Genomic DNA, 23854 nt, shown 5'->3' with positions numbered 1-23854 from the left:
CGGGCGGGTCACGCCAGGTCGCGCTTGGCGGCGATCTTCTGAGACAGGCCGAAGATCTCGATGAAGCCCTGCGCCTTGGACTGGTCGAACGTGTCGCCCGAGTCGTAGGTGGCGAGGTTGAAGTCGTAGAGAGACTCGTCGGACTTCCGGCCGGTGACGACGGCCCGGCCGCCGTGCAGGGTCATCCGGATGTCGCCGGTGACGTGCTGGTTGGCCTCGTTGATGAAGCCGTCCAGGGCGCGCTTGAGCGGGGAGAACCACAGGCCGTCGTAGACCAGCTCGCCCCAGCGCTGCTCGACCTGCCGCTTGTACCGGGCGAGCTCGCGCTCGACGGTGACGTTCTCCAGCTCCTGGTGCGCGGTGATCAGCGCGATGGCGCCGGGAGCCTCGTAGACCTCGCGGGACTTGATGCCGACGAGCCGGTCCTCGACCATGTCGATCCGGCCGATGCCCTGGGCGCCGGCCCGCTCGTTGAGCTGCTGGACGGCCTGGAGCACGGTGACGGGCTTGCCGTCGATGGCGACCGGGACGCCGGCCTTGAAGGAGATGACGACCTCGTCGGCCTCACGCTGCTCGGCCGGGTTCGAGGTGTACTCGTAGATGTCCTCGATCGGCGCGTTCCAGATGTCCTCCAGGAAGCCCGTCTCGACGGCCCGCCCGAAGACGTTCTGGTCGATGGAGTACGGCGACTTCTTGGTGGTGGCGATCGGGAGCTGCTTCTCCTCGCAGAAGGCGATCGCCTTGTCCCGGGTCATCGCGTAGTCACGGACCGGGGCGATGCACTTCAGCTCGGGCGCGAGGGCGACGATGCCGGCCTCGAACCGCACCTGGTCGTTGCCCTTGCCGGTGCAGCCGTGGGCGACGGTCGTGGCGCCGTGCTTCTTGGCGGCGGCGACGAGGTGCTTGACGATCGTCGGCCGGGAGAGGGCGGAGACCAGCGGGTAGCGGTCCATGTAGAGGGCGTTGGCCTTGATCGCGGGGAGGCAGTACTCCTCGGCGAACTCGTCCTTGGCGTCGGCCACCTCGGCCTCCACCGCACCGCAGGCGAGCGCGCGCTTGCGGATGACGTCCAGGTCCTCGCCGCCCTGGCCGACGTCCACGGCAACGGCGATGACCTCGGCGCCCGTCTCCTCGGCGATCCAGCCGATGGCGACGGAGGTGTCCAGGCCGCCCGAGTAGGCGAGTACGACGCGCTCGGTCACGGGTTTCTCCTTACGGTGCATACACTGATGGGTATAACTATGCAGTCGGCCGTATGGTTTGTCAATCGACGGGGAAACCCGCTGGTCGGCGCCGTCCCTCCCCTCCTAGGGTGGGCCGTCATCAGCACGGGGAGGGGTGCCGGACATGGGCAAGCGGTGGAACGACGCGGCGGCCAGGGAGGCCGTGAGGCTTCTGCTGGAGGGGCGCGCGACGAGCGAGGTGCTGGACTTCGACGACCCGGCCTGCTGGACGGCGCTGGACCAGGCGACCCGGGCCTTCGGACGGTACGGGTGGGAGGAGTACGACCCGCGGATATCGCACCGGCTGCGGCAGCGGCCGGAGACCGCCCTGTGCCACCCGGACGGCCGGGTCCGTGAGGGCGCGCTCGCCACCGGACCCCGCACGGCCGCCTTCTGGCACCTCGTCGTCGTGCGCTGCACCGACTGGGCGGAGCCGGTGCGGCTGCGCGCCCGCGCGCTGCTCACGGATCGGCTGCGGAGCGGACCGGAGCAGACCCTGCGCGTACTCACGCCGCTGGTGCTGCGCCTGGGCCGCCGCGAGGAGGGCGCCTGGGCGCACGACCTCTTCGAGGAGGCGCTGCGCGGCGTTCCCGAGCTGGCGCGGAGCCTCCTTGGGGACACGCGTGACAGCGCGACGCGGCGCCTCGCCGCACGGATCGTGCTGGACCACGGGCTGCTGGACGTGCGCGCGCTGGCGCGCCACGCCGCCGACGACCCGGACCCGGTCCTGGCGCGGCTGTGGTCGGACGCGGCGCTCGCCGGGATGGCGGCCGACGGCTCCGACGACCGCGCCGTCGACGTCCTGCTCGGCGGGCGCCTGCCATTTGTACGGTCGGCGGGCGTCACGGCGCTGCGGCGGGCGGGCCGGGCCCAGGAGGCGGTGAACCACCTCGCCGACCGGTCGGGACTGGTACGGGCCTGCGCCCGGTGGGTCATCAGCCAGGACGGCGGGGATCCGCACGCCCGTCACCTCGAGCTGTGCGAGCACCCCGACACCGTGGCGCCTTACGCCGTCACCGGACTCGCGGAGTGCGGCCGGCGGGAGGACGCCGCACTGCTCCGACCGCTGCTGACGCATCCCGCCGACGGGGTGCGGGCGCAGGCCGTGGCCGGACTGCGGCTGCTGGAGTCGGTGTCCGTCGAGACCGTGCTCCCGCTGGTGGACGACCCGGCGGCGGCCGTCGCCCGCGAGGCGGCACGGGCGCTGCTCCCGTACGCCCGCCGGCTCTGCGCGGACCGGCTCACCGAGCGGCTGTCGCCAGGGTGGCCCACCCCCACGCGCCGGGCCGCGTTCCGGCTGCTGCGGCAACAAGGCGGCCTTGTGCAACTCCGCGCTTCGGTGGCGTTGTTGGCGGACGCCGACCCCAAGCTGCGGCGCACTGCGGAGTCCTCGGTGCACCAGCGGACATGGATGTACGAGGTCCCGCGGGGTGACGCGGAGGTGGACCGGTTGCTCCGGCGGTGCGCGCACCTGTTCAGCGACCACGTCATGGCGGCGACGCGCACACGGACCGGCCTCGGGCGCGCCTGACGACTCCGGCGCGGAGCCGGAGCCAGGGCCCGGACCGGGGTCGGGGCCAGGGGTCGCGGGGTCGCGGGGTCGATAATCGCTTCATGGGGAAAACATTTGAACGCATAGAGGGCCGGCTCCGGGACTTCATCGAACAGCAGCCGGTCTTCTTCACGGCGACCGCGCCGCTGGCCGGTGACGGGCACGTCAATCTGTCACCCAAGGGACGCAGCGGCACGCTCGTCGTCATCGACGAGATGACGCTCGCGTACCTCGACTTCGGCGGCAGCGGCGCCGAGACGATCGCGCATGTGCGGGAGGAGGGGAACGGTCGGATCACCCTGATGTGGTGCGCGTTCTCCGGGCCGCCGCAGGTGGTGCGGGTGCACGGGCAGGGCGAGGCGGTCTTCCGTGACGATCCGCGCTGGGCGGAACTGATCGGCCTCTTCAAGGACGTCGACGGCCCGAGCGCCCGCGCGATCATCGTCGTCCACGCCCGCCGCATCAGCCAGGTCTGCGGCTTCGCCGTGCCGTTCATGGAGTACCGGGAGGAACGGACGCAGCACGCCGAGTACTTCGGGCGGAAGTCGGACGAGGAGTTCCAGGCGTACTGCGCGAAGAAGGAACACATCGGCGTGAGCCTGGACGGCCTCCCTGCCCTCCCGCTGCCGCTGCCGGCCCGCACGGACTGAACGGGGGGCGCGTCGGCTGCGGGCGCGTGACGCCTGCCGGGGCGGGCGCCTCGGCTGCGGGTGCGTGGCACCTGCGGGTGCGTGACACCCGCCGGGACGTGACGGCTGCGGGCGCGTGACACCTGCCGGGGCGTGACGCCTGCGGCGGGCCTGCTCCCCACCCCGCCCCTTCCCGAAACCGGGGCAAGCCCCGGACCCCGTACCGCGCTCCGCGCGGTGTCCTCAATCGCCGGACGGGCTGAGAATGCCGCTGCGCGGCACTCCAGCCCGTCGGCGCAGACACTGGACAACTCCGCCCCCGTCGGCGTCTCCAGCCCCGCCAGCGGCTGCGGCCTCGCGACGGGGCGTCTCCGGACTCGCCGGCGGCTGCGGCCTCACGACGCGGCGTCTCCAGCCCCGCCGGTAGCTGTGACCTAGCGACGCGGTGGTCTGCCCCGCCGGCGGCTGCGGCCTAGCGACGGGGCGCCTCGAGCCCCGCCAGTGGCTGCGGCCTTGCGACGGGGCCGTCTCCAGCCCCGGCCGGTAGCTGCGGCCTTGCGACGGGGCCGTCTCCAGCCCCGCCGGTAGCTGCGGCCTCTCCACGCGGCGCCTCCAGCCCCGGCCGGTAGCTGCGGCCTCACCACGCGGCCTCCAGCCCCGCCGGTGCCTGCCGCCTAGCGACGGGGCCGTTCCAGCCTCGCCGGCGATTGAGGTGCGGGGGCAGAGCCCCCGAAACGCCGCGCGGAGCGCGGTGCCGGTCCGGGTGGCCAGGACGGCGGCGAAGCAGCGGCCCGCAGGGCCGGCGCCCTCCGTCCGGCGGAGCCCGGACCGGGGAGGGGACCAGCCCGGTTACGGGAAGCGGGTCCCCACGGCCGCCAGGCCGTAGGGGGACCGGGAACAGCACCCGCAGGGGCCTAGCGGTCGTTCTGCGCCAACCGCAGCAAGTGGTCCGCCAGCGCCTGCCCGCCCGCCGGATCGCGGCTGATCAGCATCAGCGTGTCGTCACCCGCGATCGTGCCGAGCACATCGTGCAGTTCCGCCTGGTCGATGGCCGACGCGAGGAACTGAGCCGCGCCCGGCGGTGTGCGCAGGACGACGAGGTTCGCCGACGCCTCCGCCGAGATCAGCAGTTCGCCGGAGAGGCGCCGCATGCGCTCCTCCTTCGCGGACTCGCCCAGCGGGGCCTGCGGGGTGCGGAAGCCGCCCTCGCTGGGCACCGCGTAGATGAGCTCGCCGCCGGTGTTGCGGATCTTCACCGCGCCCAGTTCGTCGAGGTCGCGGGAGAGCGTCGCCTGGGTGACGTGCAGTCCGTTGTCCGCGAGGAGTTTCGCCAACTGGCTCTGGGAGCGCACCGGCTGCCGGTTGAGGATGTCCACGATCCGGCGGTGGCGGGCTGTCCGGGTCTGCGGTACGGCGGGCCCGCCGTGCTCGGTGCCGTTCGCGTCGGTCATCGTCGTCTCATTCTCCGGATCGTCCTTCCCCGTTGCCCGCCGTGGCCGGCGTGCTGGCGTCGAGGATGCCGGGCAGCGCGTGGAGGAACGCCTCGACCTCCGCGTCGGCGATGGTCAGTGCCGGCATGAGCCGTACGACATCGGGCGCGGGGGCGTTCACCAGGAACCCTGCATCCTGGGCCGCCTGCTGCACCTTCGGTGCGAGGGGCCCGGTGAGCACGATACCCAGCAGCAGGCCGCTGCCGCGGACGTGGGAGACCAGCGGATGACCGAGACCCTCGATTTCCTCACGCAGCTTCTCACCCAGCCGCTTGACGGTGTCGAGCGCTCCGTCGGCCGCCAGCGTGTCGAGGACGGCGAGTCCGGCAGCGCACGCGACCGGGTTCCCGCCGAACGTGGTGCCGTGGTGGCCGGGCTTCAGCAGCTCCGCCGCCTCACCGAAGACGACGGTCGCGCCGATGGGCAGCCCGCCGCCGAGGCCCTTGGCCAGCGTGACGATGTCGGGCTCGACGCCCTGGTGTGCCTGGTGTTCGAACCAGTGGCCGGTGCGTCCGATGCCGGTCTGGACCTCGTCGAGGACGAGCAGTGTGCCGGTGGCGCGGGTGATCTCGCGTGCGGCCTCGAGGTAGCCCTTGGGCGGCACGACCACACCGTTCTCGCCCTGGATCGGCTCGATGATCACGAAGGCGGTGTCTTCGGTGACCGCGGCGCGCAGCGCCTCCGCGTCGCCGTACGGGACGTGTGTGACGTCCGACGGCAGAGGCAGGAACGGGTCCTGCTTCGCGGGCTGCCCGGTGAGCGCGAGAGCGCCCATCGTGCGTCCGTGGAACCCTCCGTCGGTGGCCACCATGTGCTTGCGGCCCGTCAGCCGGCCGATCTTGAAGGCGGCCTCGTTCGCCTCGGCGCCCGAGTTGGCGAAGTAGACCCTGCCCGGCCGGCCGAAGAGCTGGAGCAGCCGCTCGGCGAGGGCGACGGGCGGCTCCGCGACGTACAGGTTGGAGACGTGGCCGAGACGGGAGATCTGGCGGGTCACGGCCTCGACGACGGCGGGATGCGCGTGACCGAGCGCGTTGACGGCGATGCCGCCGACGAAGTCGGTGTACTCGGCGCCGTCCGCGTCCCAGACCTTGGAGCCCTCGCCGCGGACGAGCGACAGCTTGGGTGTGCCGTAGTTGTCGGACATGACGCCCTGCCACCGCTGGGCGAGCTGCTCGTTCCCGTTGCCGCTCATGCTTCCCCCTGTACGTCGTCGGGCACGACCATGGTGCCGATACCTTCGTCCGTGAAGATCTCCAGCAGGATCGAGTGCTGGACACGGCCGTCGATCACACGGGCGGTGTTGACCCCGTTGCGCACGGCGTGCAGGCAGCCCTCCATCTTGGGGACCATGCCGCTGGACAGCTCGGGCAGCAGCTTCTCCAGCTGGGTGGCGGTGAGCCGGCTGATCACCTCGTCGCTGTCGGGCCAGTCCTCGTAGAGGCCCTCGACGTCGGTGAGGACCATCAGAGTCTCGGCGCCCAGCGCCGCAGCGAGTGCCGCAGCCGCCGTATCAGCATTGACGTTGTAGACATGTCCGTCGTCCTGTGAGCGCGCGATCGAGGAGATGACCGGGATCCGGCCGTCGGCGAGGAGCGCCGTGATGGCGCCGGTGTCGATCTCGGTGATCTCGCCGACCCGGCCGATGTCGACGAATTCGCCGTCGATCTGCGGCTGGTGCTTGGTGGCGGTGATGGTGTGGGCGTCCTCGCCGGTGATGCCGACGGCGAACGGGCCGTGCTGGTTGAGCAGGCCGACCAGTTCACGCTGGACCTGTCCGGCGAGCACCATCCGTACGACGTCCATCGCCTCCGGGGTGGTGACCCGCAGCCCCGCCTTGAACTCGCTCACGAGGCCGTGCCGGTCGAGCGCCGCGGAGATCTGCGGGCCGCCGCCGTGCACGACGACCGGCTTGAGGCCGGCGTGGCGCAGGAAGACGACGTCCTGGGCGAATGCCGCCTTCAGGTCCTCGTCGATCATGGCGTTGCCGCCGAACTTGATGACGACGGTCTTGCCGTTGTGGCGGGTCAGCCACGGCAGCGCCTCGATGAGGATCTGTGCCTTGGGCAGCGCGGTGTGCTTCCTGGTCGTGCTCATGAGCTGTACGCGCTGTTCTCGTGGACGTAGTCGGCGGTGAGGTCGTTGGTCCAGATGACCGCTGACTCGGTGCCGGCGGCGAGGTCGGCGGTGATCCGGACCTCGCGGTAGCGCATGTCGACGAGGTCGCGGTCCTCGCCGACCGAGCCGTTCCTGCAGACCCAGACGTCGTTGATGGCGACATTGAGCCGGTCCGGCTCGAACGCGGCACGGGTGGTGCCGATGGCGGACAGCACCCGGCCCCAGTTGGGGTCCTCGCCGTGGATGGCGCACTTGAGGAGGTTGTTGCGGGCGATGGAGCGGCCGACCTCCACGGCGTCGTCCTCGGTGGCCGCGTTGATCACCTCGATCTTGATGTCCTTGCTCGCGCCCTCCGCGTCGCCGATCAGCTGCCGGCCGAGGTCGTCGCAGACGGCCCGTACGGCCTCGGCGAACTCCTCGTAGCGGGGGGTGATCGTGCTCGCGCCGGAGGCGAGGAGCAGCACGGTGTCGTTGGTGGACATGCAGCCGTCGGAGTCGACCCGGTCGAAGGTCTGCCGGGTGGCGTCGCGCAGTGCCTTGTCCAGGGTGGCGGGCTCCAGGTCGGCGTCCGTGGTGAGGACGACGAGCATCGTGGCGAGCCCCGGCGCGAGCATGCCGGCGCCCTTGGCCATGCCACCGACGGTCCAGCCGTCACCCTGGGCGACCGCGGTCTTGTGGACGGTGTCCGTGGTCTTGATGGCGATGGCGGCCTTCTCGCCGCCGTGCTCGGAAAGCTGGGCGGCGGCCTGCTCGATGCCGGGGAGCAGCTTGTCCATGGGAAGCAGGACGCCGATCAGGCCGGTGGACGCGACGGCCACCTCGCCGGCGCTGTGCCCGAGCACCTCGGCGGCCTTCTCCGCGGTGGCGTGGGTGTCCTGGAAGCCCTTCGGGCCCGTACAGGCGTTGGCTCCACCGGAGTTGAGGACCACCGCGCTGACCTCGCCGCCGGTGAGGACCTGCTCGGACCACAGTACGGGCGCGGCCTTGACACGGTTGGAGGTGAAGACGCCGGCGGCGGCGCGGCGGGGCCCGGTGTTGACCACGAGGGCCAGGTCCGGGTTGCCGTTCGCCTTGATCCCGGCGGCGATACCCGCTGCCGTGAATCCCTTCGCTGCGGTCACGCTCACGGCGCAACTCCAATCGTGGAAAGACCGGTGCTCTCGGGGAGTCCGAGGGCGATGTTCATGCTCTGCACCGCGCCGCCGGCGGTGCCCTTGGTGAGGTTGTCGATGGCGCTGATGGCGATGACGCGGCCGGCGTTCTCGTCGTAGGCGACCTGGATCTGCACCGCGTTCGACCCGTACACGGAGGCGGTGGCGGGCCACTGCCCCTCGGGCAGCAGGTGCACGAACTCCTCGTCGGCCAGCGCCTTCTCGTACGCGGCCCGCACGTCGTTCGCCGTCGTGCCCGGCTTCGCCTTCACGGAGCAGGTGGCGAGGATGCCGCGGGCCATGGGCGCGAGGGTGGGCGTGAACGACACGGTGACCCGCTCCCCCGCGACCGCGCTCAGGTTCTGGATCATCTCGGGGGTGTGGCGGTGGCCGCCGCCGACGCCGTAGGGGCTCATGGAGCCCATGACCTCGGAGCCGAGCAGATGCGGCTTGAGCGCCTTGCCCGCGCCGGAGGTCCCGGTGGCGGCGGTGATCACCGCTTCCGGCTCGGCGATCCCCGCCTGGTAGGCGGGGAACAGCGCGAGCGAGACGGCGGTGGGATAGCAGCCGGGCACCGCGACACGCCTGGACCCCTCCAGCGCGGCGCGGGCGCCCGGCAGTTCCGGCAGGCCGTAGGGCCAGGTGCCGGCGTGCTCGGAGCCGTAGAACCGCTCCCAGTCGGCGGCGTCCTTCAGCCGGAAGTCGGCCCCCATGTCGATGACCAGCACGTCGTCGCCGAGCTGCTCGGCGACTGCGGCGGACTCCCCGTGCGGGAGCGCGAGGAACACGACGTCGTGCCCGGAGAGCACCTCGGCGGTGGTCGGCATGAGCACGCGGTCGGCCAGCGGCAGCAGGTGCGGCTGCATGGTGCCGAGGGGCCGGCCGGCATTGGAGTTGCCGGTGAGGGCGCCGATCTCGACCTCGGGGTGCGCCAGGAGCAGCCGGAGCAGCTCTCCGCCCGCGTACCCGCTCGCCCCTGCCACTGCTGCTCGTACGGTCATCGAAAATCCTCCTCATCGATGGCATGACTATACGCAGCTATGCAGGTTTATGCAATCAAGAGTGCGCCGGGCTGCTGTCACTGTGACTCAGTGCTTCAGTTGGCCCGTTAGCGGTCCAGTTGACCTTGGTCTGCGCTGTTGTTGGCCCGCAGGCGTGATCTTCGGCGCCGGTTCAGGTGCCGGTTGCTCGGGCCGAGCGGGGTCGGGCACGCAGGGCGGGGAGGCGTGCACAGTCTTCCGCTCCGGCCAGGCTCTCGCCCAGGGTCAGGAGTGAGAGGAGCAGCACTGGCCGGCCGGCTGTGGCAGCGGCCTCCAGTTTGTGGTGACCATCGAGGAGGAAGTGGGTCAGGCCCCAGTGCGCAGAGGGATCATCTCCCAGGCCGAGGGCGGGCTGGCACACGTCCAGCGTGGAGATCGCCACCGCCGTGGGGACCGTTCCCTGCTCCATGAGCGCGACGTACTCCTTGACACGCTCCCTCTCGTTCCACGTCGGGGGGACCATGGGCACGACGAACTCATAGAGGTGGGCGTCCGCGTCGACGGCGGTCTCGAAGGTTCGGTAGTACGGGGTGTGCGGGTACTCGGGGAGGCCCCAGAACTGATCGATCCCCCACGTCGTGACCTGTTCGCCGCTGAAGTAGTCACCTTCCTTCCCTGGGGTGATCAGCCGGGGTTCCACGCTCAGGAGCAGCGGAAGGTACTCGCCCTCCGGCAGCAACGCACCGAACGCATCGATCACACCGCGGTCGTCCGGATCGTCCAGTGCACCGGTGAGCCGTTCCTGCATGCTCTCCAGGGACACCTTCTCGCTCGCGGTTTCCAGTCGGCGAAACAGGAGCGGGCACGTTCCGCAGTAGAAGCTGAGCTCGAAGGCAGGCTCGTCGCCGACCATGAGCAAGCGGCGCCGCGGCCCGCCTCCGAGCTCCTGCAGTTCCGTACCGAAGTGCAACCGTGCCTCGGAGGAAGGGACGCCGAGGCTGCGGGGGTCGCCCGCTTTGATCATCACGGACCGACCGTACGGGACGTCGTGGACCGGCTCCACCGGGTACTGAGCGCGTATCTGGCCGGACGGGCCAACTACCGCGCCAAGTCACAGTCACGGCCGTCCGGACTTCGCGCACGGCCCACGTACCCGGCCGTCGTGGGCCGGCGCCCGCGTGTCCGGAGCGTTCTTGATCACTTGGCTGCGCGGCGGCAGCCGCCACCCCGAAAACCAGTGGAGCAGCGTCGCTGTGCGCCATTACCGTGCTGCCCGACCAAGTCGTCTGGGCAAGGACGTTCCGTTGTACACCGTGTGAGACCTCCCGAGCGCTGATTCGTCGCGCGTCGCGCATGTGCCGCATGTGCGCCGCGCTGCTTTTTGCTGCGGACTTCTCACTGAAACCGGTGTACTTCTGTGCTCAACAACTGGGTTGTCGCGCCCACCTGCCTGCCGCTCGTTCTCCGCCGTTGCCACACGTGCGGGTCCGAGCGCTTCCGGACAAGCGGTAAATTCCGCGTCAACGCCCACCACAAGCTCATCGACGCCTGGCTCCTCGCGCTCTGTACCGCTTGCGGGGAAACCACGAAGCTCACGGTCCTGGAGCGGATGCATGTGCGCTCCGTACGGCCTGAGCTGCTGGACCGGCTGCATGACAACGACCCTGGCCTGGCAGCCGAGTTGCTCCAGGATCCCGTCGTGCGGCGCCGTAATCGCATCGCCCTCGACTGGGAGGATGCCTGGCGCCTCGACACCGGCGGGTCGGATCACCTGGACCGCGAGGTGATCGACGTCTCGGTGCGCTTTGCCGCGCGGATCCCGGTCCGGCCGGTGCGACTGATCGCCGAAGGCTGCGGTCTTGCACGGGCCGAGGTCGAGAGGCTGATCACGGACGGGAGACTCGTGGCGGCGGTCCGGCTGAGCGGCAAGCTCTCCGGCGACTTCACCTTCACGCTCAAGCGCTGAGCCCTCCTCGGGCCCAGGGGCCTGTCCGGCACGATCCGCCGGACAGGCCCTGTGCGCCTTCCGTGCCCTGCCAAACGGGAGCTAGGGTTCGCGCAGCGAGTGACTCACGAGGAGCGAAGACATGGTCGGTCGTCCGAGCACGCGTTGACGTCGGAGGCCGTGTGCGGCCCGTCATCGCGTGCTGCCCTTGATGCGCGGCACAGCGAGCCTTCCTTTCCCGCTGCCTGAGATGGTGGGTGCACCTGGCGTGCGCCGGGCGGCGGGTCTCGTCTTCGGTCGTCCGAGGGGTCCCTGTGCCGTCCTCTTCCTCCGCTGCATCCGATTCCGGTTCCTCCGCTGTATCCGATGCAGGCCGCCCGGTTCCGTCAAGCCTGTGGCGGGACGGCGACTTCCGCAGGCTCTGGGTGGGCCAGACGGTCTCCCAACTGGGCGAACACGTAAGCCTGGTGGTTCTTCCGCTCTTCGCTGTCCTCTCGCTCAATGCCGACGCCGGCCAGTTGGGCGCCCTGCGCGCGGTGGGGCAGGCGCCGATCCTGCTGCTGTCGCTCTTCGTCGGCGCGTGGGTGGACAGGTGGCGGACCCGTACGGTGATGGTGCTGACGGACGCCGGTCGGGCCCTGGCACTGGGCGCCGCCGCCGTAGCGGGCCTCCTCGGCGGGCTCGGCCTGCCGGCGCTGCTTGTGGTGGCCTTCGCCGTCGGGGGCCTGTCCGTGTTCTTCGACGTGGCGTACCAGGCGTCGTTGGTACGGCTGGTGGATCGCGACCAGTTGCTGCGGGGCAACAGCGCGCTCGAAGGCAGTCGGTCGGCTGCGCAGATGGGCGGTCCCGCCCTGGGCGGTGCGTTGGTGTCCTTGCCGGCGGCGCCGATCGCTGCCGCCGCCGGCGTGCTGTGTTTCGCGCTGTCGTTCCTGACGATCCGGCGGATCGGTCGCCGTGAATCCGTCCCGGAACGCTCGGCACGTCCTGTCGGGGTCCGGCGGCAGATCCATGAGGGCATCCGCTTCGTCGCCGGCGACACCTCGCTGCGGACTGTGTGCCTCGCGTCAGCGGCCTTTCAGTTCTTCTTCGCGGCTGTGATGACCATCTATCTGCTGTTCCTGCCACGGGACCTGCACCTGTCGGGCACCGTCGTCGGACTGGCGCTCGCGGCGACGGGGCCGGGCGCGGTCCTGGGCTCGCTGCTGGCCGCCCGCCTACCGGGCCGCTTCGGGCACGGCGCTGTGCTCGTGTCCGCGGCAGCACTCGGCGACGGCGTGTTCCTGCTCGTGCCCGCACTGCACGGCTCCTCCGCGGTGACGGTTCCCGCGCTCCTCGCGGTCAACTTCCTCTTCGGGACCTTCGGCCAGTTGGTGAATGTCACGGTCATGGCCGTACGGCAGACCGTCACTCCGGACGCGATGCAAGGCCGTGTGGCCGCGACGATCAACTTTGTCGGCATGGGGCTGACCCCCCTCGGCTCGCTGCTCGGCGGCCTTCTCGCGGAAGTGTGGGGGACGCGCGCCGGCCTGCTGGTAACAGCCGCAGGCATGCTGCTGTCGCCGGCGCTGATGGCCCTGTCGCCACTCGCCCGCCTGGGACGGACGCTTCCCGCAACTCCGGAGACTCCGGCCCCGTCCGCGTGAGGACGTCCGTCGCCGCGAGTAGCCGACACAACGCCGGGGGCCGTGGGAACGGTTCACGCCGGGGGCCGTGGGAGCGGTTCACGCCAGGGTGACGTGCATGCCGCCCTCGGCGAGGGCCTCCAGGACCTCGCCGAGGAGGTCGTAGGGCTCACCTTCCGGTGTCAGTGCCCGGGACAGGTGCTCGCGTGCCGTCACGGCGTCCCGCCACAGCAAGGTGGCGGGGGCGGTGTAACCGAAGCTGCCGCGCAGGCAGTCGTCGAGCGCGGCGAGACAGCCGCCGAAGTAGCCGCCCGGACCGTTGACCGCCTCGCCGAGCGCCAGGTAGAGACCCGGTTCGTCGGTGATGTGCCGGCCGTCCAGTTCGTAGGCGTGACCGGCCGGCCGGTCACGGTCCGCACGCCGGCAGCCCCTCTCCCGGACGAGATCGTGCCAGGCCCCGCGCCGCCGGGTGTCCAGGCCGGCCCAGGCGCCCAAGGCGTCCGGCGGCCCGGCGAGCCACCGCTCCCAGACGGGCCGGGCGTACGGGGGGACGGGCGCGAAGTGCTCCCCGTCGAGCTCCAGGTCGATCAGATCCGCCCCGTGGGAAGACGGGCGCCAGGCGCTGACCGTGGCCTGGAGCAGCCGGTCGGTGAGTGGCTCGCCCCGGTCGTCCTGTATCTCCAGTGCGGCCTCCTCCAAGCGCAGCGCCCGTCGGGTGCCCTTCGCCAGTGCCGCCCGCAGCCGATCACTCGGGGCGAGGCCCCGCAGGACGAGCGGGGGCGCCACGTGCTCGGGCGCCAGGACGCGCGTGAATTCCCGGCAGGAGCCGAGCCACCGGCGCCCGTCGTGTAAGCGCACGCGACCCCTGTGCCCCTCGGGCGGACCTTCGTAGTCGTCCAGGCCGGTGAACACCGGACCGTCCGACCCGGGAAGCCGCCCCAGGCTCTCCGCGTCCTCCAGCAGCCAGGGGTCGAGTGCCTCGTCATCCGGCACCAGCCACACCCGGCTGCCGGCCCAGCCGCGTGGCTCCGCGCCTTCCGGGACCCAGTCGAACAGTTCGTACGTCCCGCGCCGGGACTCCCCGAAGAGCCCCTCCACCGCGGCGCAGACCCCCCAGACGTGACCGTGCTCCGTCTCCGTCAGCCTGTACCGTCCGCGCCCGCCCTGGGCCGAGTTCGCATGCACGGTGGGAATCATGCCCCGGCCGGCTTTCCACGACGAAGCTCCTTTCCGACGAGTGCCGCCGGACTGCCTGGTCGGCGAGGCGAGTCACCCCGCGCGAACGCCGAAGGTGCGGCGGCTGCCGGGGACCGCGCGGAGGACGCAGGCCGGCCGTCGTCCACGTGTCATCCACGGCGGGAGGTCGCGGCACCGTCCCGTGAGCGGGTGGGTGCCGGGAGCTGTCCCGCGACGATCGCGGCGAGCGAGAGTCCGAACCCCACGAGTTGGACCGGCCCGAACGTCTCGCCGAGCAGGACGGCGCCGAGGACCGCGGCGACCAGCGGCGAGAGCAGGACGAGCACCGCGACGGACGTGACGGGCAACGTGGTGATGCCGCGGAACCACAGGACATAGGCGGCCAGACCACCGACCAGACCCAGCCAGAGGTAGCCGAGGGCGGCGGTCGGGTCGACGGGAGGGGGTGCCCCCTCGGCGAGGAAGGTGACGGGCACCAGGAACAGGCCTCCCGCGGTGAGCTGCCAGCCGGCGAATGCGGTGGGACCGGCCTCGGCAGGGCGTCCCCAGCGCTTGGTGAGCGTCACCCCGAGCGCCATCGTGGCCGCGCTCGCAAGACCCGCCACGACCCCGACGCCGTCGAACGCGGCGTGCGGCCCGATCACCACCAGGCCGACGCCGACGACCCCGGCCGCACCCCAGAACAGACGCCAGGCGGACAGGCCTTCGCGGAGGACCGGCACGGCGAGGACGGCGACGACGAGCGGCTGAGCCGCCGCCAAGGTGGCGGCGACACCTCCCGGCAGGCGTTCGGCCGCGATGAACAGAAGGGGGAAGAACAACCCGATGTTCAGGACACCGAGCACCGCCGCCTTCCCCCACCACGCCCCACGCGGCAGCGTCCGGGTGATCGCCAGCGCGATGAGTCCGGCGGGCAACGCGCGCAGGAGTCCGGCGAACAGGGGGTGTCCCGGCGGGAGAAGCTCGGTGGTGACGACATAGGTCGTGCCCCACGCCAAGGGAGCGAGCGCCGTCAGGACGGCCCGTGGTACGTGGCCATGGGAAACACCGCTGCCGGCGCGGTCAAGAACTCTCTGTGCTCCAGGGCTTGTCACGCCAGCAGTCTCGCCCGGCCGCGATCAATGAGTCCAACACATGCTTGTCACCTCACCGATCTCGATCCACGATGGATCGATGGAGCTCCAGCAGATGCGCTACGTCATCGCAGTCGCCGAGACGAACAGCTTCACCCGCGCCGCCGAACGGTGTCACGTGGTCCAGTCCGCCCTCAGCCACCAGATCGCCCGCCTGGAGCAGGAACTCGGCGCGAGGCTCTTCGAACGCACCAGCCGCCGGGTGCGGCTGACGCCGGCCGGCGCGGCGTTCCTCCCCGCGGCCCGCCAGTGCCTGGACGCCGCCGAGCGCGCTGCCGCCGAAGTGGCCGCGGCTGTCGGCGAGGTACGCGGACGGCTCGCCGTGGGCCTGATCCCCACCGTCGCGGCGGTGGATGTCCCGGCCGCGCTGCACGACTTCCGCCGGCAGTACCCGCACGTGCGCATCGGCCTGCGGGTGGGCGCGAGCGAGGACCTGGCCCAGCAGGTCGAGCAAGGAGTCATCGACGTGGCTTTCCTCGGTCTGCCCACCACGGCGCGGCCTCGAGGTGTCGCCGCGCGCGAACTCGCCCGTGACCGGCTCGTCGCGGTGGTCGCGCCGGACCATCCGCTCGCCGACGAACCGACGGTCGACCTTCGCAGGCTCTCTTCCGAGGTGTTCGTGGACCTTCCGGTCGGCACAGCCGGACGGATCCAGTCCGACCAGGCCTTCTCTGCGGCCGGTCTCAGCCGCGACGTCGCCTTCGAAGTGACCACCGCGGACTTCATGGCCCGACTGGTCGGGCAGGGCCTCGGCATCGCCATGCTCCCCGCCGCCTACGTGCCCCGGCTGACCGGCGTGACCACCATCGAGGTCACCGACGCGCCGGCCCGCGTCGAATACGTCGTCTGGAACCGCGTCGGCCGCACGCCCGCGGCGTCCGCCTTCCTCACTGTCCTCGACCTCCCGGCCACGCCGGGCACGGAGTGAGGAGGCGGAAGGTCCGCGGTGCTCGCTCAGGTACGGGAAGCGCGGCCGGTCCGCCGCGGCGGCAGCCGCTCGCCGCCGGCGGACCGCCGCCGCTCAGTGCGGGGTCAGGGACGCGGCTCGCCGGGCTGCTCGGCCCGGGCGGCGTTCTTCTCCTTGATGCGGGCGGCTTCCTTGCGGACCTCGGCCTGAGTGGCGCGCTCCTGGCGCAGCCAGTCAGGAAGCTCCCGCTTCAGCTCGTCGATCTGCTCCGTGGTCAGGGCCTCTGTGACCCCGCCGCGCGCGAGACCGGCGATGGAGACGCCCAGCTTCGCCGCGACCACCGGCCGGGGGTGCGGTCCGTCGCGGCGCAGGTCCAGCAGCCACTGGGGCGGGTCGGCCTGCAGAGCGTTGAGCTCGCTGCGTGAGACGACACCCTCCTGGAACTCGGTGGGTGTGGCCGGGAGGTACACACCCAGCTTCTTCGCCGCGGTTGCGGGCTTCATCGTCTGGGTGGTCTGGTGCGACGTCATGGTGTCAAGGGTATCGAGAGGTGTTCGATGCCTCTGACCACGACCGGTAACCTGGCGGAGTGACAGGCTCCGACACATCCCCTTCCTTCCGGCTCGCGTACGTCCCCGGCGTGACGCCGACCAAGTGGGTACGGATCTGGCACGAGCGGCTCCCGGACGTCCCGCTGACCCTCGTCGCGGTCTCCGCGGCGGAAGCTCCCGGGATGCTGCGAAGCGGCGACGCCGACGCCGGTTTCGTACGGTCTCCGATCGACCGGACCGATCTCAGCGCGATCCCCCTCTACACCGAGACCACGGTGGTGGTCGTCCCGAAGGACCACGCCGTGGCCGCCGTCGACGAGGTGACCGCCGAGGACCTGGCCGACGACATCGTCCTGCACCCTCTCGACGACACCCTGGAATGGGAGCGCCAGCCGGGTCTGCCCGCGATCGAGCGTCCCGCCTCGACGGCGGACGCCGTCGAACTGGTGGCCGCGGGAGTGGGGGTGCTCGTCGTGCCGCAGTCGCTGGCCCGGCTGCACCACCGCAAGGACCTCACCTACCGGCCGGTCTCCGACGCCCCGGTGTCGGGTGTCGCCCTGTCCTGGCCGGAGGACGGGACCACCGATCTCGTGGAGCAGTTCATCGGCATCGTCCGGGGCCGGACCGTCAACAGCTCACGCGGGCGCCCGGCCCAGGATCAGCCCAAGGGCAAGCGTCCCGAAGCGGGCGAAGCGCGGCGGAAGGCCACCGGCGCCAAGACCTCGGGCGGAAAGACGTCCGGTGGATCGGCGAAGTCCTCGGGCGGAAAGTCCCCGGGCGGCCGGACGGCGGGCAAGGCCACGGGCAACGTTGCCGGCAAGCGGCCGCGGAGCGGCTCCGCCGGCCCGAAGGGCGGCAAGCGCGGCAAGCCTCGCCGCAGCTCGTAGCGATCCGGCGAACCGGCGGCCGCCAGGACCGCCGGAACACTTCTGCGCCCATTCGGTGGAACCTGACCGCACCGCAGAAGGCATCCGGCTCACATGCGTTTGGTTGCTGACATCTTGAGGGCTCTCAGGTCGGCTTCCGGAAGGCACGGTCATGCAGGCGCCCCCGATCAGCACCACTGCGCGCGCTTCGCAAGAAGCGGCGGCAGACGAACGCGAGACACCGCAGCCGCGGGATTCCGCGGCAGGTCCCCGGATTCCCTGGTGGATCTGGGCCCTGGCGGGAGCGCTCTTCATCTCCTACGCGGCCCTGTCGCTGCGCAGGCACGACATGCTGCTTTCCCACAGCTTCGATCTGGGGATCTTCGAACAGGCCGTCCGCTCCTACGCGGAGGGACACCTGCCGGTCTCGGAGGTGAAGGGCCCCGACTTCCCCGTGCTCGGGGACCACTTCTCCCCCGTTCTGGCCCTCATCGCCCCGCTCTACCTGCTCCATCCGTCGACGGACACCCTGCTCGTCGTGCACGCGGCGCTCATCGCGTCGAGCGTGTTCCCCCTGGCGCTCTGGGCGCGCCGCACGCTCGGCACCGCGGCCGCAGCGGTGATCGGCCTCTGTTACGGCCTGTCCTGGGGCATCGCGAGCGCGGTCGGCTTCGACTTCCACGAAGTGGCCTTCGCCGTTCCCCTTCTCGCCTTCTCGCTGACCGCGCTGGCGAACGACCGGCTGCATGCGGCGGCGTACTGGGCGCTGCCGCTGCTGCTGGTGAAGGAGGACCTGGGGATCACCGTGGCCGTGATCGGCCTGCTCATCGCCCGGCGCGGCGACCGCCGGCTCGGAATCGTCACGGCGGTGTGCGGTGTCGTAGGGACGCTGCTCGCGATGACGGTGATCCTTCCGGCGTTCAATCCGAGCGGGTCCTACGGCTATCTGATCTGGCTGGACGGCCCCGGCGGCGGGGACGGCGGGCTGCCGGCCATGCTCCACAAGCTCACCATCGGTCTGATCACCCCGGTGCAGAAGATCACGACGCTGGTGCTGCTGCTCGCCCCCACACTGTTCCTCGCCCTGCGGTCCCCGCTGCTGCTGGTGGCCGTGCCGACCGTGCTGTGGCGCTTCGCCTCGAGCTACGAACTTCACTGGGGCACCGGTTACCACTACTCGCTCGTGCTGATGCCGATCGTCTTCGCGGCGTTCGTCGACGCCCTGGTCCGCAGGCGCTCCGCGCACGGTGGCGTGCGCCGCTACCTGGCGGCGTCCGCGGCGGTCACCGCGCTGCTCCTGCCGCAGTTCCCGCTGTGGCAGCTCGTCCAGCCGGCCACCTGGCGGACCGACCCCCGCGTGGAGGTGGCGGACAGCTTGATGGAGCGGATCCCCGAGGGCGCCACGGTGCAGGCGTCCACACACCTGGTGCCCCACCTGGTCTCCCGTACCAGTGTGAGCCTCTACGGCTGGCCCGACAGCCGCCCGTATCCCGAGTGGATCATGGTGGACACCTGGGTGCCGGACCATCTGCGATGGCCGCAGAGCGCCGCCGAGGAGCAGTTCAAACTGAGGAGCGCCCTCAAGAAGGGCTACCGGACCGTGGCCGACCGCGAGGGCTTCGTGCTGCTCAACCGGCCGGGCTCCGCACCGAAACCGTAGAAGCCGCAGGAGCCGCAGCAGACGCAGGGAACGTGGCGTCCGGCCCCGGCGGACCGCACCGGACCCATGTTTCAGGCCACCGCCTCCAGGCGCAGGCTCCAGCGACCGGGCACACCGGTCAGGGTCACCGTCGACAGCGGTCGGACGTCCACGTTCCAGTACATCGACGGGTGCGCCCGCAGCGCGTACACGAACGCGGCCCGTACGACCGCGGGCTCCGCGACGGCGACGATCGAGCCACCGTCGTCGGCCGGGCGGGTGTCCAGCCAGCCCCCTATGCGGGAGATGAACGCGAGCAGTGGTTCCCCGCCGTGCGGCGCGCTGCGCGGGTCGCAGAGCCACGCGTCGACGGCGGCGGGTTCCCTGGCGGTGACCTCCGCGAGGGTGTAGCCGCGCCAGCGGCCCATGTCGCAGTCGCGCAGCGCGGGCTGTGCCAGCGGCGCGAAGCCGAGGGCCTCCCCGGTCGCCCGGCTGCGCGGCGTCGGCGAGCAGTAGCGCAGCTCGGCGGCGCTGAGCGGCACGAGTGCGTGGGCGGCGAGCTGCACCTCGTGCCAGCCCGCCTGGTCGAGCGGCCGGTCGTCGTCGAAGCGCTCGGTGAGCAGCGACGACGTGCGCGCGGCGGCGATCAGTGTGACCCGGACACTCATGGCGTGATGGTGCTGGCCGGCGCCTCGCAGGTCAAGGGTTTCCCGTAGGCGGGCGCAGCGGGGGGAGCGCCGGACGGTTCCCCGGTCACCCTCCGCGTCCGCCGCCCGTGGCAGCGCCGGGCGTCGCCGCGGGGCCGGGCGGCCGGGCCGTGGAGATCATCCGGCTCACGCCAGGCACGGCCGCCCACGGAGGGCGACTCGCACACCGGCGGAGGAGCGCCCCGCGGGTCAAGGACGGGTGCCCGGCCGTACGGCCTCAGCGCAGCACTTCGTCGCAAGCGGTACGCAGTCTGCGCACGCCCTCGGCGATCTCGGCCGCCCCGGCGACGCCCGCGAAGCTCAACCGGACGTGCCCGCCGGGGGGTTCGGCGGAGAAGTAGGGACGGCCGGGTGCCACGGCGACGCCGGCGCGGAGGGCGGCGGCGACGAAGGCGGACTCCTCGCTGCCCTCCGGCAGCCGCAGCCACAGGTGGTAGCCGCCGGAGGGGATGTGGGGCAGGGCCAGTTCGGGAACCTGGAGCCGTAGTGCCGCGGTCATGGTGTCCCGTCGGCTTTTCAGTTCGGCGGCCACGGCGCGCAGATGCCGGCTCCACGCGGGCGCGCCCACCAGCTCCAGGGCGGCTTCCTGGAGGGGGCGGGGGACGAAGAAGCTGTCGACGACATGGATGGCGCGGAGCCGTTCGAGGACCGGGCCGCGGGCGGCGAGCACCCCCACCCGCAGGCTGGGCGAGGTCGCCTTGGTGAGTGAGCTCACATGGACGACGACCCCGTCCTGGTCGTCGGCGGCCAGCGGAGGCGGCAGCGGTCCCGCGTCCTCGTGCACGAGCCGGCGGGCGAAGTCGTCCTCGACGACGAAGGCCCCGGCCTCGCGCGCGATGCGCAGGACGGCGCTGCGCCGGGCGGGCGCCAGTACCGCGCCGGTCGGGTTCTGGAAGAGCGGCTGGCAGACGAGAACCCGGGCGCCGGTGGCCCGGAAGGCGGCGGTGAGCAGCTCGGGCCGGACACCGTCGGTGTCCAGCGGTACGGGGACGGGCCGCAGCCCGGCGGCGCGGGCGATGGCGAGCATGCCCGGATAGGTGGGCGACTCGACAAGGATGGGCGCGCCAGGCGGTGCGAGCGCCCGCAACGCGGTGGTCAGCGCGGACTGGCCGCCCGCGGTGACCAGTACGTCGGCGGCGGTGACGGAGCCGCCGAGACCGCGGGCGAACCATTCACGCAGTTCGGGGAGCCCGTCGGTGGGCGGACGGCCCCATGCGCCAGGACGCCTGCCGGCCCGGGCCAGCGCCGCGGCCATGGCGCTCTCCGGCTGGAGGCCCGGGTGCAAGTAGCCGCCGTTGAACTCGACGACGCCCGGCGGCGGGGCCGCGAGGGTGACGAGCACGCCGGAGGCGTCGACGGCGCGCGGCACGATCTCGGCCGCGGCGTCGGCGCTGAGGGCCACCTCCTGCCAGGAGGTGTCACCCGCGGGACGCGCGTCGGGCCGCGGCTCGGCCCGGTACGCGCCGGCGCCGGGCCGGGTGACGACGAGGCCTTCGGCGGCGAGTTGCGCGAGAGCGCGGGAGACGGTCACCGGGGACACCCGGAAGCGCTCGACGAGGGCACGGCTCGACGGTAGTTTTCCACCCATCGGGTAGCGGTCGAGCTCCGATTTCAGCGACTGCGCCAGTTCCGTCACACTGCTACGCTCTTGCATGACAGCACAGGATAGCGCTACCGACACCACCTCGATAGCGGTCAGCAGCGGCACACTTCTCGCCGCGCTGGGCGTGGTCGCCTTCTCCCTGACGTTCCCGTCCACGGTCTGGGGGCTCGAGAGTTTCGGACCCTGGTCACTGGTTGCCGTACGCAGCGCTCTCGCCGCGACCATCGCGGGCACGTTCCTGCTGGCACTCCGCGTCCCGCTGCCCGACCGCCGCCACTGGGCCTCCCTGGCGACGGTCGCCGCCGGCGTGGTGGTGGGATTCCCGTTGCTGACGACGCTCGCGCTGCAGACGTCCACCTCGTCGCACGCCGCCGTGGTGGTCGGTCTGCTGCCCCTGACCACGGCGGCGTTCGCCGCCCTGCGTACGGGCCGCCGGCCCTCCCGTACGTTCTGGGCCGCGGCGCTCGCGGGCGCCGCGGTCGTGATCGCGTTCACGGTGCAGCAGAGCGGCGGAGCGCTGCACACCGGCGACCTGTATCTGTTCGGCGCGCTGCTGGTCTGCGCCGCGGGCTACACGGAGGGCGGCCGGCTCGCGCGGCAGATGCCGGGCTGGCAGGTGATCGGCTGGGCCCTGATCCTCTGCCTGCCGTTCGCCGTCGCCGGTTCCGCCGTGGCCCTGGCGTTCGAGCCGGTCCACCTCGGTGTGCGCGGTGTGATCGGGCTGGTGTGGGTGGCCGCCGGTTCCACGTTCTTCGGGCTGTACGTCTGGTACCGGGGCATGGCCGGCATCGGGATCGCCAGGGCCAGTCAGCTCCAGCTGGCCCAGCCGCTGCTGACGCTCGTCTGGTCGGTGATGCTGCTCGGTGAGGAGCTCTCCCCCGCGGCGCCGATCGCGGCCGTGGCCGTCCTCGTGTGCATCGCCGTCACCCAGCGCTCCCGCACCTGAGGCGCACCTGAGGCGCGGCGGACTCCCCCGGCCGTAGACTCGATGAAACGGACAAATCCATAGATCGAGCCGCTCCGAGGAGGTCAGTCCCGATGCAAGCGAACGTGGGCGACACGCTGCTGGTGCACGGCAGGACCGTGGGACAGCACGACAAGGTCGCCGAAGTCGTCGAGGTGCTGGGGTCCGAAGGCAATCCGCCGTTCCGCGTCCGCTTCGAGGACGGGCACGAAGCGCTGTTGTCCCCCGGACCCGACACCGTCGTCAGGCACCACGAGAAGACCTGACGCCCTCCGGCGCGTCAGGCCGGCGGCCGGACCCTGGTCGGGTAGTGGTCGGCCACCACCCTGGTCATCGCCCCGATCGGGTCCGCCACGACCTCCATCGCCGAGAAGTAGCAGTGACCGCCGACCGCCGGGTACCTCTTCGCGTACGTCAGATGCCGCGAGAGTTCGGCCGGGTCGTGCCAGGCCTCCGGCTGCCCCGTCACCCCCACCTTGTACAGGGCCTCCCCGATGAAGAGGTCGACGCCGGTGCCGTCCGCGACCTCCGCCCACCAGGGCACGAGCGCCTCGTAGTCCGCGGGCGGGAAGCCCATGTTCCAGTAGACCTGGGGGACGACGTAGTCGATCCACCCCTCCTTGACCCAGCGGCGGGTGTCCGCGTGCAGGTCGTCGTAGGTCTGCACGCCGGCCGCCGTGCGGGAGCCCAGCGGGTCCGTGGTGGCGTTGCGCCACACGCCGAAGGGGCTGATCCCGAAGCGGACGTGCTTCTTCGCGGCCTTGATCCGGGCCGCCATCTCCAGCACCAGCCGGTTGATGTTGTCGCGCCGCCAGGCGGCCTTGTCGGCGAAGCCGTCGCCGTACCGGGCGAAGGTCGCGTCGTCGTCGAAGACCTGGTCGGGGACCGGATAGGGGTAGAAGTAGTCGTCGAAGTGGACGGTGTCGATGTCGTAGCGGACCACCGCGTCCATCATCGCGTCCTCGACGAAGTGCCGGACCTCCGGGATGCCCGGGTCGTAGTAGAGCTTGCCGCCGTACGCGATGATCCACTCCGGGTGCAGCCGGGCGGGATGGTTCTCGACGAGACGGGAGGGGTCGGTGTGACTGGCCACCCGGTACGGATTGAACCAGGCGTGCAGCTCCAGCCCTCGCCGGTGAGCCTCCCGCACGGCCGTGCCGAGCGGGTCCCAGCCCGGGTCCTGGCCCTGCACCCCGGTCAGATACTGACTCCACGGCTCGTGCGGCGAAGGCCACAGCGCGTCCGCCGTGGGCCGCACCTGGAGGACCACGGCGTTCAGCCGGCGCTCCACGGCGGTGTCGAGGTAGGCGAGCAGCTCCCCGCGCTGCCGGTCGGCCGTGAGTCCGGGCCGGGACGGCCAGTCGCGGTTGCCCACGGTGGCGAGCCACATCCCGCGGAACTCGCGCCCGGTCCGGCGGCGGCGTCCCCGTCCACGGGACGCCGCCTCGGACGGGACACGGGCCGCCGCGTCACCGGCCGTCGCGAAGGCGGCGAGCGCCCCCGCCGCCGTCACCACGAACCCTCTTCTACCGATTCGCCCCATATTTCCACCCCTGTCGAGCTCGGTGTCCGCCGTCGTA

General features: G+C 71.7%; 22 protein-coding genes. 9 read left to right on the top strand and 13 right to left on the bottom strand.

Going from position 1 to position 23854, the window contains the following annotated elements; all coding sequences use genetic code 11:
- Positions 1-8 precede the first annotated feature (8 nt).
- Entirely contained in the window at positions 9-1202 is a 1194-nt protein-coding gene (locus AB0K36_RS10650) for an argininosuccinate synthase (RefSeq protein WP_364591211.1), read from the bottom strand.
- Positions 1203-1347: 145 nt separating this feature from the next.
- Here AB0K36_RS10650 and AB0K36_RS10645 point away from each other — a divergent pair, with 145 nt between their 5' ends.
- Together AB0K36_RS10645 and AB0K36_RS10640 are read left to right on the top strand one after the other, a co-directional pair.
- Complete coding sequence (locus AB0K36_RS10645) at positions 1348-2754, top strand: hypothetical protein (protein ID WP_364591208.1); 1407 nt, start codon at positions 1348-1350, stop codon at positions 2752-2754.
- Positions 2755-2837: 83 nt separating this feature from the next.
- Positions 2838-3425: a pyridoxamine 5'-phosphate oxidase family protein gene (locus tag AB0K36_RS10640; protein WP_189475114.1), complete on the top strand. Its 588-nt coding sequence runs from the start codon at positions 2838-2840 to the stop codon at positions 3423-3425.
- Between the two features lie 893 nt (positions 3426-4318).
- On the opposite strand, the gene AB0K36_RS10635 is transcribed toward AB0K36_RS10640, so the two are convergent.
- From AB0K36_RS10635 to AB0K36_RS10610, 6 genes are all read right to left on the bottom strand, one after another.
- Positions 4319-4855: an arginine repressor gene (locus AB0K36_RS10635; protein ID WP_005319645.1), complete on the bottom strand. Its 537-nt coding sequence runs from the start codon at positions 4853-4855 to the stop codon at positions 4319-4321.
- 7 nt (positions 4856-4862) lie between these two features.
- Positions 4863-6086 carry an acetylornithine transaminase gene (locus tag AB0K36_RS10630; protein WP_189475116.1) on the bottom strand — a complete coding sequence of 408 codons (1224 nt, stop codon included), beginning with the start codon at positions 6084-6086 and terminating at the stop codon, positions 4863-4865.
- On the bottom strand, positions 6083-6988 hold the full coding sequence (gene argB / locus AB0K36_RS10625) for an acetylglutamate kinase (protein ID WP_364591203.1): 906 nt from the start codon (positions 6986-6988) through the stop codon (positions 6083-6085). The genes AB0K36_RS10630 and argB overlap by 4 nt, the downstream gene beginning before the upstream one ends.
- Positions 6985-8136, bottom strand: coding sequence for a bifunctional glutamate N-acetyltransferase/amino-acid acetyltransferase ArgJ (gene argJ / locus AB0K36_RS10620; RefSeq protein ID WP_364591200.1), 1152 nt, complete (start codon positions 8134-8136; stop codon positions 6985-6987). Before argJ ends, argB begins: the two co-directional genes overlap by 4 nt.
- The gene (gene argC / locus AB0K36_RS10615) at positions 8133-9161 is read right to left on the bottom strand and encodes an N-acetyl-gamma-glutamyl-phosphate reductase (RefSeq protein ID WP_364591197.1); all 1029 of its coding nucleotides are present in this window, start codon (positions 9159-9161) and stop codon (positions 8133-8135) included. The genes argJ and argC overlap by 4 nt, the downstream gene beginning before the upstream one ends.
- Before the next feature lie 172 nt (positions 9162-9333).
- Positions 9334-10164: a hypothetical protein gene (locus AB0K36_RS10610; RefSeq protein WP_364591430.1), complete on the bottom strand. Its 831-nt coding sequence runs from the start codon at positions 10162-10164 to the stop codon at positions 9334-9336.
- A 393-nt stretch (positions 10165-10557) separates the two neighbouring features.
- On the opposite strand from AB0K36_RS10610, the gene AB0K36_RS10605 reads away from it, so the two are divergent.
- Both AB0K36_RS10605 and AB0K36_RS10600 read left to right on the top strand, forming a co-directional pair.
- Positions 10558-11106, top strand: a complete 549-nt coding sequence (locus AB0K36_RS10605) for a DUF1062 domain-containing protein (protein ID WP_364591194.1) — start codon at positions 10558-10560, stop codon at positions 11104-11106.
- A 293-nt stretch (positions 11107-11399) separates the two neighbouring features.
- Positions 11400-12728 (top strand): MFS transporter, encoded by a 1329-nt coding sequence (locus AB0K36_RS10600; RefSeq protein ID WP_364591191.1) that lies wholly within the window; start codon positions 11400-11402, stop codon positions 12726-12728.
- 78 nt (positions 12729-12806) lie between these two features.
- Here the strand turns inward: AB0K36_RS10600 and AB0K36_RS10595 are convergent, their stop codons facing one another.
- Both AB0K36_RS10595 and AB0K36_RS10590 read right to left on the bottom strand, forming a co-directional pair.
- Entirely contained in the window at positions 12807-13904 is a 1098-nt protein-coding gene (locus AB0K36_RS10595) for a barstar family protein (RefSeq protein WP_364591188.1), read from the bottom strand.
- A 149-nt stretch (positions 13905-14053) separates the two neighbouring features.
- Positions 14054-14998 carry an EamA family transporter gene (locus AB0K36_RS10590; RefSeq protein ID WP_435877831.1) on the bottom strand — a complete coding sequence of 315 codons (945 nt, stop codon included), beginning with the start codon at positions 14996-14998 and terminating at the stop codon, positions 14054-14056.
- A 79-nt stretch (positions 14999-15077) separates the two neighbouring features.
- Between AB0K36_RS10590 and AB0K36_RS10585 the strand changes: the two genes are divergently transcribed.
- Positions 15078-15965 (top strand): LysR family transcriptional regulator, encoded by an 888-nt coding sequence (locus AB0K36_RS10585; protein WP_364591424.1) that lies wholly within the window; start codon positions 15078-15080, stop codon positions 15963-15965.
- 104 nt (positions 15966-16069) lie between these two features.
- Here AB0K36_RS10585 and AB0K36_RS10580 read toward each other — a convergent pair whose 3' ends face one another.
- Entirely contained in the window at positions 16070-16474 is a 405-nt protein-coding gene (locus AB0K36_RS10580) for a DUF5997 family protein (protein ID WP_364591185.1), read from the bottom strand.
- A 59-nt stretch (positions 16475-16533) separates the two neighbouring features.
- On the opposite strand from AB0K36_RS10580, the gene AB0K36_RS10575 reads away from it, so the two are divergent.
- Positions 16534-17382, top strand: a complete 849-nt coding sequence (locus AB0K36_RS10575; RefSeq protein WP_364591182.1) for a LysR family substrate-binding domain-containing protein — start codon at positions 16534-16536, stop codon at positions 17380-17382.
- A 151-nt stretch (positions 17383-17533) separates the two neighbouring features.
- Positions 17534-19021, top strand: coding sequence for a DUF2079 domain-containing protein (locus tag AB0K36_RS10570; RefSeq protein WP_364591179.1), 1488 nt, complete (start codon positions 17534-17536; stop codon positions 19019-19021).
- A gap of 71 nt (positions 19022-19092) precedes the next feature.
- Here the strand turns inward: AB0K36_RS10570 and AB0K36_RS10565 are convergent, their stop codons facing one another.
- Together AB0K36_RS10565 and AB0K36_RS10560 are read right to left on the bottom strand one after the other, a co-directional pair.
- Positions 19093-19668 carry a histidine phosphatase family protein gene (locus AB0K36_RS10565; protein ID WP_364591176.1) on the bottom strand — a complete coding sequence of 192 codons (576 nt, stop codon included), beginning with the start codon at positions 19666-19668 and terminating at the stop codon, positions 19093-19095.
- A 256-nt stretch (positions 19669-19924) separates the two neighbouring features.
- Positions 19925-21361, bottom strand: coding sequence for an aminotransferase-like domain-containing protein (locus AB0K36_RS10560; RefSeq protein WP_364591173.1), 1437 nt, complete (start codon positions 21359-21361; stop codon positions 19925-19927).
- Here AB0K36_RS10560 and AB0K36_RS10555 point away from each other — a divergent pair.
- Both AB0K36_RS10555 and AB0K36_RS10550 read left to right on the top strand, forming a co-directional pair.
- On the top strand, positions 21360-22256 hold the full coding sequence (locus tag AB0K36_RS10555; protein ID WP_364591170.1) for a DMT family transporter: 897 nt from the start codon (positions 21360-21362) through the stop codon (positions 22254-22256). The genes AB0K36_RS10560 and AB0K36_RS10555 overlap by 2 nt on opposite strands.
- Positions 22257-22348: 92 nt before the next feature.
- Positions 22349-22540, top strand: coding sequence for a DUF1918 domain-containing protein (locus AB0K36_RS10550; RefSeq protein ID WP_189475144.1), 192 nt, complete (start codon positions 22349-22351; stop codon positions 22538-22540).
- A 14-nt stretch (positions 22541-22554) separates the two neighbouring features.
- On the opposite strand, the gene AB0K36_RS10545 is transcribed toward AB0K36_RS10550, so the two are convergent.
- Positions 22555-23817, bottom strand: a complete 1263-nt coding sequence (locus AB0K36_RS10545) for a glycoside hydrolase family 10-like protein (RefSeq protein ID WP_364591167.1) — start codon at positions 23815-23817, stop codon at positions 22555-22557.
- Positions 23818-23854: the final 37 nt, after the last annotated feature.

This window comes from Streptomyces kurssanovii, assembly GCF_040677245.1.
GTDB lineage: Bacteria > Actinomycetota > Actinomycetes > Streptomycetales > Streptomycetaceae > Streptomyces > Streptomyces kurssanovii.
The sequence above is the reverse complement of the archived record's forward strand: the minus strand, read 5'-3'. Positions and strand labels throughout refer to the sequence as shown.